This window comes from Pseudomonas sp. CCI3.1, assembly GCF_034313985.1.
GTDB lineage: Bacteria > Pseudomonadota > Gammaproteobacteria > Pseudomonadales > Pseudomonadaceae > Aquipseudomonas > Aquipseudomonas psychrophila.
In genome coordinates, this window is sequence record NZ_JAVIWO010000001.1 from 3148720 (window position 1) to 3164700 (window position 15981).

The following is a 15981-nucleotide window of genomic DNA, read 5'->3' on the forward strand; positions in this document are numbered from 1 at the left end:
GCGGGAGGGCGCTTGATCGCGATTCAGGCAACGCGGCCTGTCAGGAAAGCTTCAGCGATGCCATCGCGAGCAAGCCCGCTCCCACAATTAATCTTCGTGGCTTTTCAGCGACTTTGGCGACAGACGCAAGCTGCGCAGGCTGCGCTTGACGCTCTTGAGGTGGTTAACCAGGCTCGGCCCCCGAGCCATGGCAACCCCCATCGCCAGCACGTCAATCACCACCAGGTGGGCAATACGCGAAGTCAACGGGGTGTAGATTTCGGTATCTTCATGCACATCGATCGCCAGATTAACGGTCGCAAGCTCCGCCAGTGGCGTTTGGCTCGGGCACAAGGTGATCAAGGTCGCACCACTTTCTCGCACCAGATTGGCAGTGATCAGCAAATCTTTGGAGCGGCCCGACTGAGAGATGCAAATTGCCACGTCGGTAGGCTTCAAGGTCGCAGCCGACATCGCCTGCATGTGCGGGTCGGAGTACGCCGCGGCTGTCAGTAACAGGCGGAAAAACTTGTGCTGGGCATCTGCCGCAACGGCACCCGAGGCACCGAAACCATAAAACTCGACTCGCTGCGCTTGCGACATGGCCGTCACCGCACGCTGCAGGGCGGCGGGATCAAGCTTCTCGCGCACCTCCATCAGGGTGTGCAGCGTGGTGTCGAAAATTTTCAGGCTGTAGTCCGCAACCGAATCGTCTTCATGGATTGCGAACTGACCAAAGCTGGCGCCTGCTGCCAGGCTTTGCGCCAGCTTGAGTTTCAAGTCCTGGAACCCGGAACAGCCAATCGCCCGGCAAAAGCGCACGATGGTGGGCTCACTGATGCCGACATTGTGGGCAAGGTCGGCCATGGAACTGTGCATTACAGCCGCAGGATCAAGCAGCACGTGATCGGCGACCTTGAGTTCCGATTTACGTAACAGGTGGCGTGACTGGGCAATATGTTGCAGCAGGTTCAAAGGGCAGGACTCGGTCTGTAAGCGGCGGGCGCCGGGGATGTAGCATTCTTGTAGTTATACTACAAGAATTCGCTTTCTGCCCACCCAATACACCCTGTCTTCCCCTTCTCTTTCCCTTGATTCATGCAGCTTCAGGGCGATGTAGCCCTTTTTGGCACTACAAATCCACTACACCAGTGCGCAATAAATCGCCAAAGTACGCAGCGTTCACCGGACGACTGATCAAGTAACCCTGCACTTCATCGCACCGACGAGCCTTGAGAAATGCCAGCTGCGCCTCGTTTTCGACACCTTCGGCCACTACTTTGAGGTCGAGGCTATGGGCCATGGAGATGATCGCAAGCGTGATGGCCTCGTCCTCACTGCAGCGTCCCAGGCCGTGAATAAAGGTTTTATCGATCTTCACGTAGTCCACTGCAAAGCGTTTGAGGTAACTGAGGGATGAATAACCGGTACCGAAATCATCAATCGCCAGCTTCACCCCCAACTCATGCAATTGCTGGAAGGTCGCGATGACGTATTCAACATTGTCGAGCAACTGGCTTTCTGTCAGCTCAAGCTCCAGGCAGTGCGGCGCCAGGCCGGTTTCTTCGAGCACCTGACGCACCAGGCTGACCAGCTTGCCCTGGCGTAATTGATGCCCCGACAGGTTCACCGACACTCGTATCGGCGCCAGCCCTGTGCCCTGCCATTCACAGGCTTGCCGACAGGCTTCGCGCAACACGAATTCTCCGATGGCGCTGATCAGGCCGGTCTCCTCGGCCAAGGCGATAAAGTCGCTCGGAGGGACGCTGCCCAACTGCGGATGATCCCAGCGGACCAGCGCTTCAGCAGCGTGCAGGCGCCCCGTCGCCAGACAGAGTTTGGGTTGATAAAAAACATCCAGCTGGCCCAGGGCAATGGCTTTTCGCAGCTGACTTTCCAGCTGCAAGCGCTCCAGGGTGCTGTGTTGCAGACTGTGACTGTAGAACTGGAAAGTACCGCCGCCCAGATGCTTGGCCTGGCGCATGGCTTTATTGGCCTGATGGACCAGGGTTGTGATGTCACGTGCACTGCCCGGTAACAGACTGATGCCCATGGACACACTGATGATCAACTCATGACCATCAACCAACAGTGGCCGGCCGAGCCTTTCCAGCAGCCGGGTCGCTACCCGCGCCAGACTGGTCAGGCTGCTGTACGCATCAAACAGCACGGCAAACTCATCACCCGAGAGCCGCGCAATGGTGTCGGCCTCAGGCAAGGCCTTGCTTATGCGCTCTGCCATTTTTTGCAACACATGATCCGCCAGCTCGTGCCCAAGATTGTCATTGAGCAATTTGAAACGATCGAGATTGATGTGCAGCAACGTGAGGTTGCACGAGCCCTGGCGAACTCGCTGACTGGCCTCTTCCAGTCGCTCCTTGAACAAGAGGCGGTTGGCCAGCCCGGTTAGCTCATCGAAATGGGCAAGGCGGCGCACCCGTGCCTCAACGAGACGGCGCAGCTCTACTTCGCGCAAAAGCTCAGAGTTCAGTTGTTCACTGCGGACATTGGCTTGCTGCAAGTCTTCGAAAAGGCCTTGATGGCGCAAGCGCTGAGCCTTTTGACGCTGATTGATCCGTTTTACTTGCCAACCAAGACCACTCACAAGCAGAAAAATACCGAACCCTAGGCCGAAAAAAATTCCCGGCGAATTTAAACTCTGAACCATCGGCGAAATTCTTATCAGTAGAGGGGCCAAAAAGTCGCCCGAGCATACACAAGCTATGCCCGCGACCAAACGCACACCGTATTAAATAGCTGAAACCGGCTGGGTACATTTACCGGCAGGCTTTTTGACCGCTCGGCCCAAGACCGCTACGTGGCTAGCAATGAAACGCCAACAGCCCCTAAAATGCCCCGATGCGCGATGATCTCTCTCTCTTGTTAAATTCTCTCAACGATGCCCAACGTCAGGCCGTCACGGCCAGTGTTGGGCGTCAGTTGGTTCTGGCCGGCGCAGGTTCCGGCAAAACCCGTGTGCTGGTGCACCGTATCGCCTGGTTGATCCAGGTCGAGAACGCGTCACCCCACTCAGTCCTGTCGGTGACCTTCACCAACAAGGCCGCTGCGGAGATGCGTCACCGCATCGAGCAGTTGATGGGTATCAACCCGGCCGGTATGTGGGTCGGTACCTTCCACGGCCTGGCGCACCGCCTGTTGCGGGCCCACTGGCAAGAAGCCGGTCTGAGCCAGACCTTCCAGATCCTCGACAGCGATGACCAGCAACGTTTGGTCAAGCGTGTGATCCGTGAACTGGGGCTCGATGAACAACGCTGGCCTGTGCGTCAGGCGCAGTGGTTTATCAACGGCCAAAAAGACGAAGGCTTGCGTCCCAAACATATCCAGGCCAGTGGTGATTTGTTCCTGGCCACCATGCGCAACATCTATGAAGCCTATGAGATCGCGTGCCAACGCGCCGGTGTCATCGACTTTTCCGAGTTGTTGCTGCGCGCCCTGGACCTGTGGCGCGACAACCCGGGCTTGCTGGCGCACTATCAAAAGCGCTTTCGGCACATTCTGGTGGACGAATTCCAGGACACCAACGCCGTTCAATACGCCTGGTTGCGATTGCTGGCCCAAGGCGGCGACAGCTTGATGGTCGTAGGCGATGACGACCAGTCGATCTACGGCTGGCGCGGCGCGAAAATCGAGAACATTTACCAGTACTCAACCGACTTCCCGGATGCCGAGACTATTCGCCTGGAGCAAAACTATCGCTCCACGGCAGGCATCCTCAAAGCGGCCAACGCCTTGATTGCCAACAACAGCGGCCGTATGGGCAAAGAGCTGTGGACGGACGGCGGTGAAGGCGAAGCAATCAATTTGTACGCCGCCTTCAACGAACACGATGAGGCGCGCTACGTGGTCGAGACCATCGAGAGCGCCCTTAAAACCGGCCTGGCCCATAGCGATATCGCCATTCTGTACCGTTCCAACGCCCAATCGCGGGTGCTTGAAGAAGCGTTGCTGCGCGAACGTATTCCGTACCGCATTTATGGTGGCCAGCGCTTCTTCGAGCGCGCAGAAATCAAAAATGCCATGGCTTACATGCGCCTGCTCGAAGGTCGTGGCAATGATGCGGCGCTGGAGCGGGTCATTAACGTACCGGCTCGGGGTATCGGCGAAAAAACCGTCGAAGCCATTCGCGAGCACGCACGTCACAGCGATGTGTCGATGTGGGAGGCCATGCGCCAGCTCATCGCCAACAAAGCTCTCCCGGGGCGGGCTTCAGGTGCCATTAGCGGCTTTATCGAACTGATCGATAACCTCGCGGCAAAAGTCATGGACATGCCTCTGCACCTGATGACCCAAACGGTGATCGAACAGAGTGGGCTGATTGCCTACCACCAGGCGGAAAAAGGCGAAAAAGGCCAGGCCCGGGTAGAAAACCTTGAGGAACTGGTCAGCGCGGCGCGCAACTTCGAAAGCAACGACGAAGACGAAGAGCTGTCGCCATTGGCCGCCTTCCTCGGCCATGCCTCACTGGAGGCAGGCGATACCCAGGCCGAAGAGCATGAAGACGGTATCCAGCTGATGACGCTGCACAGCGCCAAGGGTCTAGAGTTTCCGTATGTGTTCCTGGTAGGCATGGAAGAAGGCTTGTTCCCCCACAAGATGAGCCTGGAAGAACCCGGTCGCCTTGAAGAGGAACGGCGCTTGGCTTACGTGGGTATTACCCGCGCCATGCAAAATCTGGTTATGACTTACGCTGAAACCCGACGCCTGTACGGTAGCGAGACCTACAACAAGGTTTCGCGCTTCGTGCGAGAAGTGCCTAAAGGCCTGATTCAAGAAGTTCGACTGTCCAACAGCGTCAGCCGTCCTTTCGGAGGAGGTCAAAAGCAGAGCGCCAGCAACCTGTTTGGTGGCTCAGAGATTCCAGAGACCGAATTCAAACTCGGCCAGATGGTTAAGCACGCAGTCTTCGGCGAAGGCGTCATCCTCAACTTCGAAGGCGCAGGCGCACAGGCCCGGGTTCAAGTGAACTTCTCGGAAGGCAGCAAGTGGCTGATGATGGGTTACGCCAAACTTGAAGCGGTCTGACAGCAACCCGACAGCTTTGCGGGAATAGGCTGGATTGATAGATAACGGTGGGAGCGGGCTTGCTCGCGATTCCCGGCACTCGGTGTATCAGATGCACCGAGTGCCGGGAATCGCGAGCAAGCCCGCTCCCACATCAATGCGTCCTACAGTAAAAAAATCTGTCTCTTACAGATAAGTAGGAAAAAGCCCGAAACACTTCACGCCTAGCCAGTCACACCTCACCTGTGCAACATGGCGCGCGTGTATCCACAAATGGGAACCCCTTATGAAACGTTTTCTTAGCATCGCCATGGCGTTGTGCATCGGTTTGACGATGAGCCTCGACGCGAACGCCAAGCGCTTCGGCGGCGGCAAAAGCGCTGGTGCAGCGCCTAGCCACCAAACGCGTCAGGCCGCTCCAGCTGCTGCTCCTGCCGCAGCTGCCGGTGCTGCAGGCGCCGCCGCTAAAGCCGGTGGTGCTTCGCGCTGGCTCGGCCCTCTGGCTGGCCTCGCAGCCGGCGGCCTGTTGGCGTCCATGTTCATGGGCGGCGGCTTCGAGGGCATGCAGTTCTTCGACATCCTGATCATGGCGGTCATCGCCTTCCTGATCTTCCGCTTTATCGCGGCCCGTCGTCGCAAGCAACAATCCGAGATGATGGCCCCTGCAGGTCACGCTCCACTGCAACGCGAAGCCTTTGACGCCAAGCCTGCACCTTCGTCGTTCTTCGGTGGCGGTTCGGCTGCTCCTGCGGCCCGTCCGGTGATCAATGCACCGGCCTGGTTCAATGAGCAGAACTTTCTTGAAGCTGCGCGCAACCATTTCCAGTCCCTGCAACAACACTGGGATGCCAACGAAATGGACAAGATCGCCGAGTTCGTAACCCCGCAGATGCTCGACTTCCTCAAGCGTGAACGCGCTGAGCTGGGCGATGGCTTCCAGTCCACCTACATCGACAACCTGACCGTGCAACTGGACGGCCTGGATGATCGTGCAGACAAAACCATCGCAACCTTGACCTTCAGCGGCGTGTCGAAAAACTCGCGCTTTGACCAGGGCGAAGCCTTCAGCGAAAGCTGGAACATGGAGCGTCAGCAAGGTGACAACCAGCCTTGGCTGGTAGCAGGTATCCGCCAGAACGGCTGATCCCGCCAGTAACACATGCGTTAACCAAAGCCCCGGACTTGTCCGGGGCTTTGCATTTCACGATTGCACTTATAACGAGCTACTGTATAAAGCGCGTCATATAAACCGCGCCATAGAGCATGAGGATTGAGGTCGTGGAAGAGATCATTGAAGAGCTACGCGAAAAAAACGAGCCTGTACCAGTTCCTCTGGAACTGCCTGAAGAAGACCAGTTGGTGGAAATCGAAGAACAGCTGTTCATTGATATCCCGTTTGTCTTCAGAGAGTTTCTGCTGACCGTCAGTGACGTGGTGTATGGCAGCCTGGAGCCGGTCACCGTGACCGATCCACAATCACACACCTACCTGCCGGAAGTGGCAGCCAACGCTTGGGATGCCGGCGTTGATCGCAGCTTGATCCCTATTTGCCAGGACGGTGACGACTACTACTGCGTAGAAGAAGACGGCACCGTGGTGCTGTGGTCCGGCGAAGAAGAACTCGTTACCGAAGAAACATGGGAATCGGTCTGGCACTGGGCGCGCGACGTCTGGCTGGAAAGCTGATACCTGCTTGATACCCGCTTTCCAGCCATTGGTCAGCGGGTTGTCAGTGCCCCCCTTCCTTGTGGTTATCCAGCGTCTCCAGCAGTGCAACCTGCATGCGCGTATGAATCCGGATAAACCAGCGCCACAACAGCGCAGCCACCCCCGCCGCGACCACTGCAATTACGATCAGCAACTCATTGGTGGGCAAGATGCTCGCTGACAATGCTGACAACAGCAGAAAGATCACCAGCAACGACAAGATCGGGATCACTTCTGAGATCACTCGACGCACGCGCTGAGTGTGGCGCCCGGCCATTTCCGGCTTGACCCCCATCTCCGCCAGGAGCATCGACAACGCTTTGAGCTTTCGATACGCCGCAATCAAAAACGGCAGTGACAGCAACAAGGCCACGCCCCAGATAATCCCTTTTTGCCAGCTCGGCTCCAGGATCCAGCCCTGCAAGAAACGGCCGATCCGGGGGGCGAAGTAACCACCCGCGAAGAAAATAGCGATGACCAGCGCCAGGTTAACGCCCACTTGCATCAATATTTTTCGGATCATCGCGGCCAACAAGGCCCCTTCTCCCTGCGGCTGAATACTGCGCAGCCATTCGCCATAGAGCCCGAACACCCGTGACACACGACCAGGCACCACCTGTGCCAGCTTGAGCGAGAGCGGGTCTGCGGCGCGAATCAAGTAAGGCGTCATCAGGGTCGTCAATACGGACACAGCCACCGCTACGGGGTACAGGAAGCTGCTGGTGACCTGCAATGTCATACCCAGTGCCGCGATGATGAAAGAAAACTCCCCAATCTGAGAAAGCCCCATCCCAACTCGCAGTGATGTGCGTCCGTCATTACCTGCGATAAATGCTCCAAGCCCGCAGGACAGCATCTTGCCCAGCACCACCGCAATGGTGATCACCACAATTGGCACCGCGTATTCCAGCAGGATTGCCGGGTCGAGCATCAGCCCGATGGCGACGAAGAAAATCGCACTGAACAAATCACGAACCGGCTCAATCAGGCGCTCGATTTTCAGCAACTGACGGGATTCGGCCATGATCGCCCCGATCAAAAACGCCCCGAGCACCATGCTGTATTCCAGCTTGACCACCAGCAGGCAGAAGCCAAAACACAGCCCCAGCACGGTGATCAGCAGCATTTCATTACTTTCGAATTTAGCCACATAGGCCAGCACACGCGGCACCAGCAAAATGCCAATAACCAGCGCCACAATCATGAACAACGACAATTTACCGACCGTCGAAAAAACTTCTTCGGGGCTGACACTGCCGCTGACAGCGATACTCGACAGCAGCGCAATGATTCCGATACCTAAAATATCTTCAACGATGAGCACGCCAAAAATCAGCTGTGCGAAGCGCTCGTTCTTCATTTTCAGGTCGTTAAGGGCTTTGACGATGATGGTGGTCGACGAAATGGCCAGAATTGCGCCTAAAAACAGCGAATCCATGGTGTTCCAATCAAACCAGCGGCCAATTTCGTAGCCGATCCAGATCATCAGCGTAATTTCCATAAACGCTGCAATAAAGGCAGTGGCTCCGACCTTGAACAACTTGCGCAGGCTGAACTCCAGCCCCAGGCAGAACATCAAGAAAATAACCCCCAGCTCGGCCAGGGTCTTGATCGTTTCTTCATCGTGGATCAGGCCAAACGGCGGGGTGTGCGGGCCAATAATAAATCCCGCAACGATGTACCCCAGCACCACCGGCTGCTTGAACCTGTGAAAAAGAATCGTCACCACACCTGCAACCAGCATGATGACTGCCAGATCCTGAATAAAACTGATGGCATGCATGGCATGGCGCTCCTTGTTTAATTGTCACCAGACAACAAGACGACAGACGCCGCCTGTTTGGCTGTGCGTATCGACCGTTTAAAATGTAGGAATTACCCGACTAATGGGCTTTTGCAGGTTAACACCGCGACTTCCAGCAGAAAGGCGGTGCAATATATGGAAACAGATGGATATGGGCGTGACGGCAGTCAAAACGGCAACGTCCCGTTAATAACTGTTTCAAAAATCGACAAGTATCCTCAGAGATACCCATTTCACTGCTGCTACACAACCACGAGCCTGCTGCTATGGAACCCGGAAACGCCCAACTGTCGATGACGGTCTTGATGACCCCGGACATGGCCAATTTTTCTGGCAATGTTCACGGCGGAACCCTGCTCAAGTACCTCGATGAAGTCGCTTACGCCTGCGCCAGCCGCTATGCGGGGCGTTATGTGGTCACCTTGTCGGTGGATCAGGTTATTTTTCGCGAACCGATTCATGTCGGTGAGCTGGTGACCTTTCTTGCATCGGTCAACTACACCGGCAACACCTCGATGGAAGTTGGCATCAAGGTCGTAACCGAAAATATCCGTGAACGCTCAGTGCGCCACACCAATAGCTGTTTCTTCACGATGGTAGCCGTGGACGACGACCGTAAACCGGCCGCTGTACCACCGCTACAGCCGTTGAACAGTGAAGACAAACGTCGCTTTATTCAGGGCAAGCAACGTCGCCAGATCCGTCAGGAACTGGAGCAGCGTTATCGTGAGTTGAAAGACGAGACGGTGTAAATGACCTGTGGGAGCGGGCCTGGTCGCGAAGGTCGTTCGCGAGCAGGCTCGCTCCCACAAAAAAACCGAATATGCTTACAAACTGATCGGCACTGCCTCAAACCGCACACGCGGATGAGCGATGCGGTCCTGGGACCGGACCAGCTGCAATTCGTAGCTGGTACAGGCCTGGGTTTCCAGCAGCACCTCGTGCACCGCCGCTGCTGTGAATTCAAAAGCAGCCAGCAGGCTGTCGCCCAGCAATACCCGCGCTAGAAATAATCCTGACGTCAGATCGCCGACACCCACCGGCTGACGCGGGAAAGCCAACAATGGACGGCGCAAGTGCCAGTTCCCTTCTGCCGTTACCAGCAGCATCTCAAAACTTTCTGCCGGCTTGCCGGGATATGACAAATGCTTCACCAGCACCGCTTTAGGGCCGCGGGCCAGCAGGCTGCGGGCCATCGCCAGGCAGTCAAACAACGATTGCGGATGGCGACCGCAAAAACTGTCCAGTTCCAGCTGATTGGGGCACAAAAAATCTGCCATCGCGACAGCTTCTTCAAGCAGGAAATCACTGACCTCCTGGGGGACGATGCAACCTTTCTCCGGGTGGCCCATCACCGGGTCACACAGGTACAGCGCATGGGGATTAACTGCCTTGATACGCGCCACGCCACTCAAAATTGCTCGCCCCTGAGCCGCACTGCCCAGGTAACCGGACAACACCGCATCACAGTTGCCCAGCTCACCGATGGCGGCAATTCCGTCAACAAGTGAAGGAATTTGCTCAGGAGCCAACACTTCGCCTGTCCACTGACCATACTGAGTGTGGTTGGAGAACTGCACCGTGTTCAGAGGCCAGACATTCACCCCCACACGCTGCATAGGGAAAACGGCTGCGCTGTTGCCGGCATGGCCGAAAACCACGTGGGATTGGATGGCGAGTAAATGAGGTGTACGTTTCATGCCGGATTCCAGACTACGGGTGGATTCAAGCCACGCAGTATGCGACGAAACGCGGCCTGTACGACAGGTTGAAGACGCAGTTAAGCTGAGCACAATCTGTTGGAGCACATGTAATGCTGACCTTAGGAAATATGTTTGTGCTGATGCTACTGGCCACTGGCGCAGCCTGGCTATGGCACAACCACGGTTTGCGCGAGCGGGCGCTGGAACGCGTCAAACAGCACTGCAAAAATCTCGATATCGAGTTGCTGGATGAAAACGTGGCACTCAAAAAAATCGGCTTGATACCCGATGCCAACGGCAACAAACGCCTGGCCCGTGTGTATAACTTCGAATTCACGGTCACTGGGGATCAGCGTCATACCGGGACCATTACCCAGTTCGGTGCCCATAGCGCAAAAATCGAACTGCCGCCCTATCCGTTCCAAACCGAGCCTGAGCCAAGCGAGATTCCCAGCGCTCAAGTGATTGAGCTTAGCCAGTGGCGTCAGGAACACAGCAAGACCCGCCACTGAGTCCCCTCACACGCCTCACCTGCAAAGCACCTGTGGATAACTTCCCTGCAAAACAGGCTAAAACCATTGAGATAGACACTTCTCATGGTTTTTAGCCAAGGGAAATCAATGCGCACACTTAACCTTGTAGGACAATTTTACCAGCACAGAATCAGGTAAAACGTCCCGCTTTCTTGCTCTCGCCGTCCACCCACTCCCTAAAAAACGTCCTTTTTCAGGCAGTTTTCCAGCCCCGAGCGAAGCAAATCCAGGTCTTGGGGGTGATCAAAGATTAATTCGAGGCGTGAATCCCTGCGCCACTCACTCGGTTTCCACTCAGCGATCGAGTTATCCACAGAATTACTTGAAAACCAGCCCGCCGAGCCATGAATGACCAACTTGGCACGGCGCCAATTGAGGCTTTCAAGCCACAGCTGCAGCAAACCTAAATCAAACTGTCGAGAGGCATGCCAACGCCACCCCACACTCCAGGCTTCGGGCTGAAGCTGAGTCATTACAATGGGCGTGAGAGGGTCTGAAAAGACGCTGCCGATTTGATTAAAATCCTTATAAATCAAAGAGTTATCCACAGCATGAGAATCATTCATACAGGCTGCAGGCAGCGTATTTAAAGGGATGCGGCCATGCTCGACCCATAAAACAGGGCACTTTGGCAGGCTGCATGCAATCTGCTCACGTTGCTCATTTGGGACACTATTAGATTTATTCATGACCACTAAACCAGCACTTTTCAGGGCTTCTTTCTGGGTTTCTGGCAAAGGTTTGTCTTGGGCCAAGGCCTGTGCATCGAGCACCATGACGCACGGCTGCAACGCCAAAACACCCAGCCAGGGCGCCTCACTGAGTTGCTTCAAAATCTGTACGGGGTGACCCAAACCGGAAGGTTCAATAAACAATCGATCGGGGCGAGCCTTGCGTAATAGACGGCTCAAGCCGATCTGAAAAGGCGCGCCATTGACGCAGCACACGCAACCGCCCGCCACTTCGGCAATGGCAATTGCATCGTCTCCCTGACTCATCAGGGCCGCATCCAAACCTATTTGACCGAATTCATTCACCAGCACTGCCCAGCGCTCGTGGGCGGGTTTTTGCGCCATCAGGTGCTGGATCAGACTGGTTTTGCCGGCGCCGAGTGGCCCGGCAATCACGTGGGTGGGTATGTTCTGCAACATGATCGCCAGCTTCTGTGTGGATCAAAGCAGCAATATGCCTCAGGCCAGCCAATCGAGGGTCAAAATCAATCGGCGCTCGCCCGGCGCCAATGCTGGCGAACGATGAATCAAGCCCGCACCCTCATTGCCCTGCCACTTTTCGCCTTTGAGCAAAGCTACCTCACCGGCATTGACTTGCTGGATCAACCCCGCCCGGGTTGGCTCGGCCTGCTGATGGCCCAGCTGCGAACGCTCCATCACACCCTCTTCCAACCATTGGCTGCCAATTCCCGCATAAGTGGTAATAAGTCGCACAGGTACGTGGTCCACATGAAATCGTGGGCACATGGCCTTATCCAGCGCCCTGAGACGCAGCCCAATGCGTTTTGCGCCCAACAGGCACGCATAGGCACTCACCAGCCAGGAAACATCGGCAATGAAGCCTGCATAGCCCTCCAGATCATTGAACCTTGAGGCAAGCCCCTGCAGGTTGGGCTGAGCTTTTTCATTGGGCATTTCAACAACAATGGCGTCAGCCAATGGCTCATCAAGCGAAAGCAATAGAGCCCCGAAATCAACGATATGCACAGGCAACTGACGCTGCCAGAGGGCCAGATTGACGTTTTCGTCGAGAATCTTCGTCATGACCTCCGGGGTTTGCCCGCAGGCCTGATGGGTCAAAGGCAGCGCTGTAGGGGCATAAGCGTTCATCATGCAGCCACCTCTTCATGCCATTCACCAAACGGATCATTCAGTTGTTTCCAGCTCGCTTCCCCCAATGCCATCTCAGCATCGCTGAGCAAGCAGGCGTCGAGTTCAAGCGTGAGAAGGGAGAAATCGATGTGCTGGCCTATAAACACCAACTCCTGACGGCAATCTGCAGTGTCTGGCAGCCATTTTTGAAGAATTTCCGCTCGGGTTTGCGGATCGTGCGGCCATTGGTCACGGGGTACAAAGCGCCACCAGCGCCCGGCAAATCCATAGCGCATCAGGCCGCCTGCCTGGGACCAACTGCCCGCTTCCTGATACTTGCTGGCCAGCCAGAAAAAGCCTTTGGAGCGCAGCAGCTTGCCGTTGGTCCAGGGACGCTCGATAAAATTATAAAAACGCTCGGGGTGAAACGGACGACGAGCGCGGTAGGCGCTGGAAGCAATGCCATATTCGTCGGTTTCAGGTACATGCTCACCGCGCAATTCTTGCAACCAGCCGGGTGCCTGCGCCGCACGCTCAAAATCAAAGCGTCCGGTATCGAGAATTTTATGCAGCGGGACTTCACCCATGACCATGGGAATGATTTCTGCCTGAGCATTCAGGCGCTGCAAAATGGCGATTAATTCCTGCCTGTCGGCACGACTGATCAGGTCAATTTTGCTGATCAAAATAACGTCAGCGAACTCGATTTGCTCAATCAACAAATCAGTAATTGACCGCTCGTCGGATTCTCCAAGCGTTTCGCCCCGTGAGTCCAGGCTCTCTGCGGCTTGAAAATCCTGCAAGAAACTAAGGCCGTCCACCACCGTGACCATGGTGTCCAGACGGGCAACATCAGCCAGGCTTTGGCCCGCTTCGTCACGGAAAGTAAAGGTTTCGGCCACTGGCAGAGGCTCTGAAATACCCGTCGATTCGATCAATAAATAATCAAATCGTCCGTCCTTTGCCAATGCACTGACCTCCTCCAGCAAGTCTTCCCGCAGGGTGCAGCAGATGCAGCCATTGCTCATTTCGACGAGTTTTTCTTCAGCACGATTCAAGGTCACGTCGCGCTGAACGGCTCCGCCATCAATATTTATTTCGCTCATGTCGTTAACGATCACCGCCACGCGCAAGTTGTCGCGGTTACGCAAAATATAATTTAGCAGGGTGCTTTTTCCTGCTCCGAGAAATCCGGACAGCACTGTCACCGGCAGACGTTTAGACATGGGAGTTCCTCATCAGGATTGGCAGGTCAAAGCGCCCGCTTGTTGGCTCGATCATTTTCGATCGTCGATAATGATATATTATAACAATACAAAGTATTAGAATTGTTATTAAGTAACAAAACACCCACTCCCTCGATGGAAGCCCCTATGAATGCCCTCACCCTTCCCGACATTGCGTCACAAAACGCCCGACAAGCTGTCCCACTAGAATGGGTTGGAATGTGCGGTATTGCGCTGCCTGTTGTGATTGACGGTCAGAGACTCACCGCAACAGCCGATGCAGGTGTGAGCCTGGATGACGGTGAAGCCCGTGGGATTCATATGTCGCGACTTTATTTAGCGCTAAAAGTACTCGAGTCGCAGGACCTGAACCCTCTCGTTTTTAAAAAAGTTTTGCAGCAATTTCTCGATAGCCATGACGATTTATCGATCTGCGCCTACCTGCGAATTCACACCCACGTACTGCTTAAACGCCCCGCTTTAGTCAGCCCTTTGAGTGGTTGGAAGAGTTACCCAGTGAGTATCGATGCGTCCCTGAAAAACGGAATGTTCCACGTGGAACTAAAAATTGAGGTGGATTACTCATCGACTTGCCCGTGCTCAGCGGCATTGGCCAGGCAGTTAATCCAGCAACAATTCGTCAATGACTTCGCCAACAAACCACTCCAACACGCCGAAGTTTTAACCTGGCTTGGCAGTGCGCAGGGCATTGTTGCAACACCCCATAGCCAGCGCAGCACCGCCTATTTGCAGACTCTCCTCAGCACTGAACTGCAGCATTTCCCGATCAACATGCTTATCGATGAAGCAGAAGGCGCATTGGGTACCGCCGTACAAACGGCAGTGAAGCGTGCGGATGAACAAGCCTTCGCGTTAGCAAATGGTCAAAACCTGATGTTCTGTGAGGATGCAGCACGCCGACTGAATGTCGCTTTAAAGGTTGTACCAGGCGTTAAAGGCTTCAACTTAAAAGTGGTACACGCCGAAAGTTTGCATAGCCATGATGCCGTGGCCGAGAGTCACTGGAACTGGAGAACACGATGATCCGCAAGAACCCGTCCGGTGATTTACCCCAGATTGCTGAGTCAGCGTACGTAGATAGAACCGCGATTATTTGCGGCAAGGTAGTCATTGGCGAAAACGTATTTGTCGGGCCATATGCCGTGATACGCGCCGACGAGGTGGACAGTCAGGGTGGCATGCTTGCGATCACTATCGGTGCCAATTCCAATATCCAGGACGGGGTGGTGATTCACTCGAAGTCCGGTGCGGCAGTCACTATTGGTGAGAGCACTTCGATAGCACACCGCTCCATCGTTCACGGCCCCTGCCGTGTAGGTGATCGAGTGTTTATCGGTTTCAACAGTGTGCTGTTCAATTGCGAGTTGGGGGACGGGTGTGTGGTACGGCATAACTCGGTCGTCGATGGCCGCGACCTGCCGGATAATTTTTACGTACCGTCCACGACCCGTATCGGGCCAAACACTGACCTGAGCCAATTTGCCCCGGTCAGTGTCAGTGCATCGGAGTTTTCAGAAGATGTAGCCCGCACCAATGTCGATCTGGTGCGCGGTTATAAAGCGCTGCAAAACGAGTTCTAATCAAGTGCGCGGTTTGACTGTTCCACAGTTTTGACCCAACCAGACAGCACGGGTATCCATGCTGCCCTTCTGCTGAATCCCGGTCGCGTTAAAGGTGCCATTAACTTGGGTGGTGAACTCACGATCACTGGCAAAAGTTGCCACACCTGCGCCCTTGGCTTTTGGACAACTAAAGCGAAACTTCCACTGATTTCCACTACGCTCAGTGATCTGCTGATTACATCCCGACTTGGGATCCGTCAGCGGGATGTCATCTGTTTTCACTTGATCAGGGGTGAGGCAGACACGAACACCTTTACCCGCCATGGTTAGCCCCTGGCTCTCCAATTGGGCTTTTTGTTCCGGGGTCAGCATATTCTGTAATTGGCCTAACATTACCTGCAGTTCAGGTAATTGTTGGCCGTCTACCTGCATATTGCTGGAGCTGAGCTCCCAAAGCCCAGGCTGCAGCATTTGGGCCTGAGCCACCGGGATCGACAAACCACAGGCCATGAACAACCCAAGCAGACGAACATTCATCAAATAACTCCTACGCAATTGTCAGCGTTAGACGTCGAAAAAGGGCGAGTGTTGCAACCAGCAC

At 55.2% G+C, this 15981-nt stretch carries 15 protein-coding genes; 7 read left to right on the forward strand and 8 right to left on the reverse strand.

The window, feature by feature from the left end; all coding sequences use genetic code 11:
* Window positions 1–87: 87 nt before the first annotated feature.
* Both hexR and RGV06_RS14320 read right to left on the reverse strand, forming a co-directional pair.
* A complete protein-coding gene (hexR, locus tag RGV06_RS14315; RefSeq protein WP_019826926.1) occupies window positions 88–954 on the reverse strand; it encodes a transcriptional regulator HexR in 867 nt (288 codons plus the stop codon).
* Window positions 955–1111: 157 nt separating this feature from the next.
* Entirely contained in the window at window positions 1112–2647 is a 1536-nt protein-coding gene (locus RGV06_RS14320) for a putative bifunctional diguanylate cyclase/phosphodiesterase (RefSeq protein WP_019826924.1), read from the reverse strand.
* A 191-nt stretch (window positions 2648–2838) separates the two neighbouring features.
* Between RGV06_RS14320 and uvrD the strand changes: the two genes are divergently transcribed.
* From uvrD to RGV06_RS14335, 3 genes are all read left to right on the forward strand, one after another.
* A complete protein-coding gene (gene uvrD, locus RGV06_RS14325) occupies window positions 2839–5022 on the forward strand; it encodes a DNA helicase II (protein WP_019826923.1) in 2184 nt (727 codons plus the stop codon).
* A gap of 265 nt (window positions 5023–5287) precedes the next feature.
* A complete protein-coding gene (locus tag RGV06_RS14330; protein WP_019826921.1) occupies window positions 5288–6145 on the forward strand; it encodes a Tim44 domain-containing protein in 858 nt (285 codons plus the stop codon).
* A 134-nt stretch (window positions 6146–6279) separates the two neighbouring features.
* Window positions 6280–6687, forward strand: coding sequence for an SMI1/KNR4 family protein (locus tag RGV06_RS14335; protein WP_016782918.1), 408 nt, complete (start codon window positions 6280–6282; stop codon window positions 6685–6687).
* Window positions 6688–6730: 43 nt separating this feature from the next.
* Here RGV06_RS14335 and RGV06_RS14340 read toward each other — a convergent pair whose 3' ends face one another.
* Window positions 6731–8491, reverse strand: a complete 1761-nt coding sequence (locus RGV06_RS14340) for a cation:proton antiporter (protein ID WP_048352455.1) — start codon at window positions 8489–8491, stop codon at window positions 6731–6733.
* A gap of 287 nt (window positions 8492–8778) precedes the next feature.
* Between RGV06_RS14340 and RGV06_RS14345 the strand changes: the two genes are divergently transcribed.
* Window positions 8779–9264 (forward strand): acyl-CoA thioesterase, encoded by a 486-nt coding sequence (locus RGV06_RS14345; protein WP_019826917.1) that lies wholly within the window; start codon window positions 8779–8781, stop codon window positions 9262–9264.
* Between the two features lie 75 nt (window positions 9265–9339).
* Here the strand turns inward: RGV06_RS14345 and pdxY are convergent, their stop codons facing one another.
* Window positions 9340–10212 (reverse strand): pyridoxal kinase PdxY, encoded by an 873-nt coding sequence (gene pdxY, locus RGV06_RS14350; protein WP_019826915.1) that lies wholly within the window; start codon window positions 10210–10212, stop codon window positions 9340–9342.
* Window positions 10213–10325: 113 nt separating this feature from the next.
* Here pdxY and RGV06_RS14355 point away from each other — a divergent pair, with 113 nt between their 5' ends.
* On the forward strand, window positions 10326–10727 hold the full coding sequence (locus RGV06_RS14355) for a DUF3301 domain-containing protein (protein ID WP_019826913.1): 402 nt from the start codon (window positions 10326–10328) through the stop codon (window positions 10725–10727).
* Window positions 10728–10924: 197 nt separating this feature from the next.
* On the opposite strand, the gene RGV06_RS14360 is transcribed toward RGV06_RS14355, so the two are convergent.
* From RGV06_RS14360 to zigA, 3 genes are read right to left on the reverse strand one after another with little or no spacing between them, the layout of a single operon-like run.
* On the reverse strand, window positions 10925–11899 hold the full coding sequence (locus tag RGV06_RS14360) for a CobW family GTP-binding protein (protein ID WP_322150271.1): 975 nt from the start codon (window positions 11897–11899) through the stop codon (window positions 10925–10927).
* A gap of 39 nt (window positions 11900–11938) precedes the next feature.
* A complete protein-coding gene (locus RGV06_RS14365) occupies window positions 11939–12589 on the reverse strand; it encodes a DUF1826 domain-containing protein (protein WP_198821812.1) in 651 nt (216 codons plus the stop codon).
* A complete protein-coding gene (gene zigA, locus RGV06_RS14370; RefSeq protein WP_322150273.1) occupies window positions 12589–13797 on the reverse strand; it encodes a zinc metallochaperone GTPase ZigA in 1209 nt (402 codons plus the stop codon). Before zigA ends, RGV06_RS14365 begins: the two co-directional genes overlap by 1 nt.
* A gap of 147 nt (window positions 13798–13944) precedes the next feature.
* On the opposite strand from zigA, the gene folE2 reads away from it, so the two are divergent.
* Window positions 13945–14841: a GTP cyclohydrolase FolE2 gene (gene folE2 / locus RGV06_RS14375; protein WP_019826906.1), complete on the forward strand. Its 897-nt coding sequence runs from the start codon at window positions 13945–13947 to the stop codon at window positions 14839–14841.
* Window positions 14838–15398, forward strand: coding sequence for a DapH/DapD/GlmU-related protein (locus RGV06_RS14380; protein WP_019826904.1), 561 nt, complete (start codon window positions 14838–14840; stop codon window positions 15396–15398). The genes folE2 and RGV06_RS14380 overlap by 4 nt, the downstream gene beginning before the upstream one ends.
* Here RGV06_RS14380 and RGV06_RS14385 read toward each other — a convergent pair whose 3' ends face one another.
* Window positions 15399–15917 (reverse strand): DUF3617 domain-containing protein, encoded by a 519-nt coding sequence (locus RGV06_RS14385; RefSeq protein WP_322150275.1) that lies wholly within the window; start codon window positions 15915–15917, stop codon window positions 15399–15401.
* Between the last annotated feature and the right edge of the window lie 64 nt (window positions 15918–15981).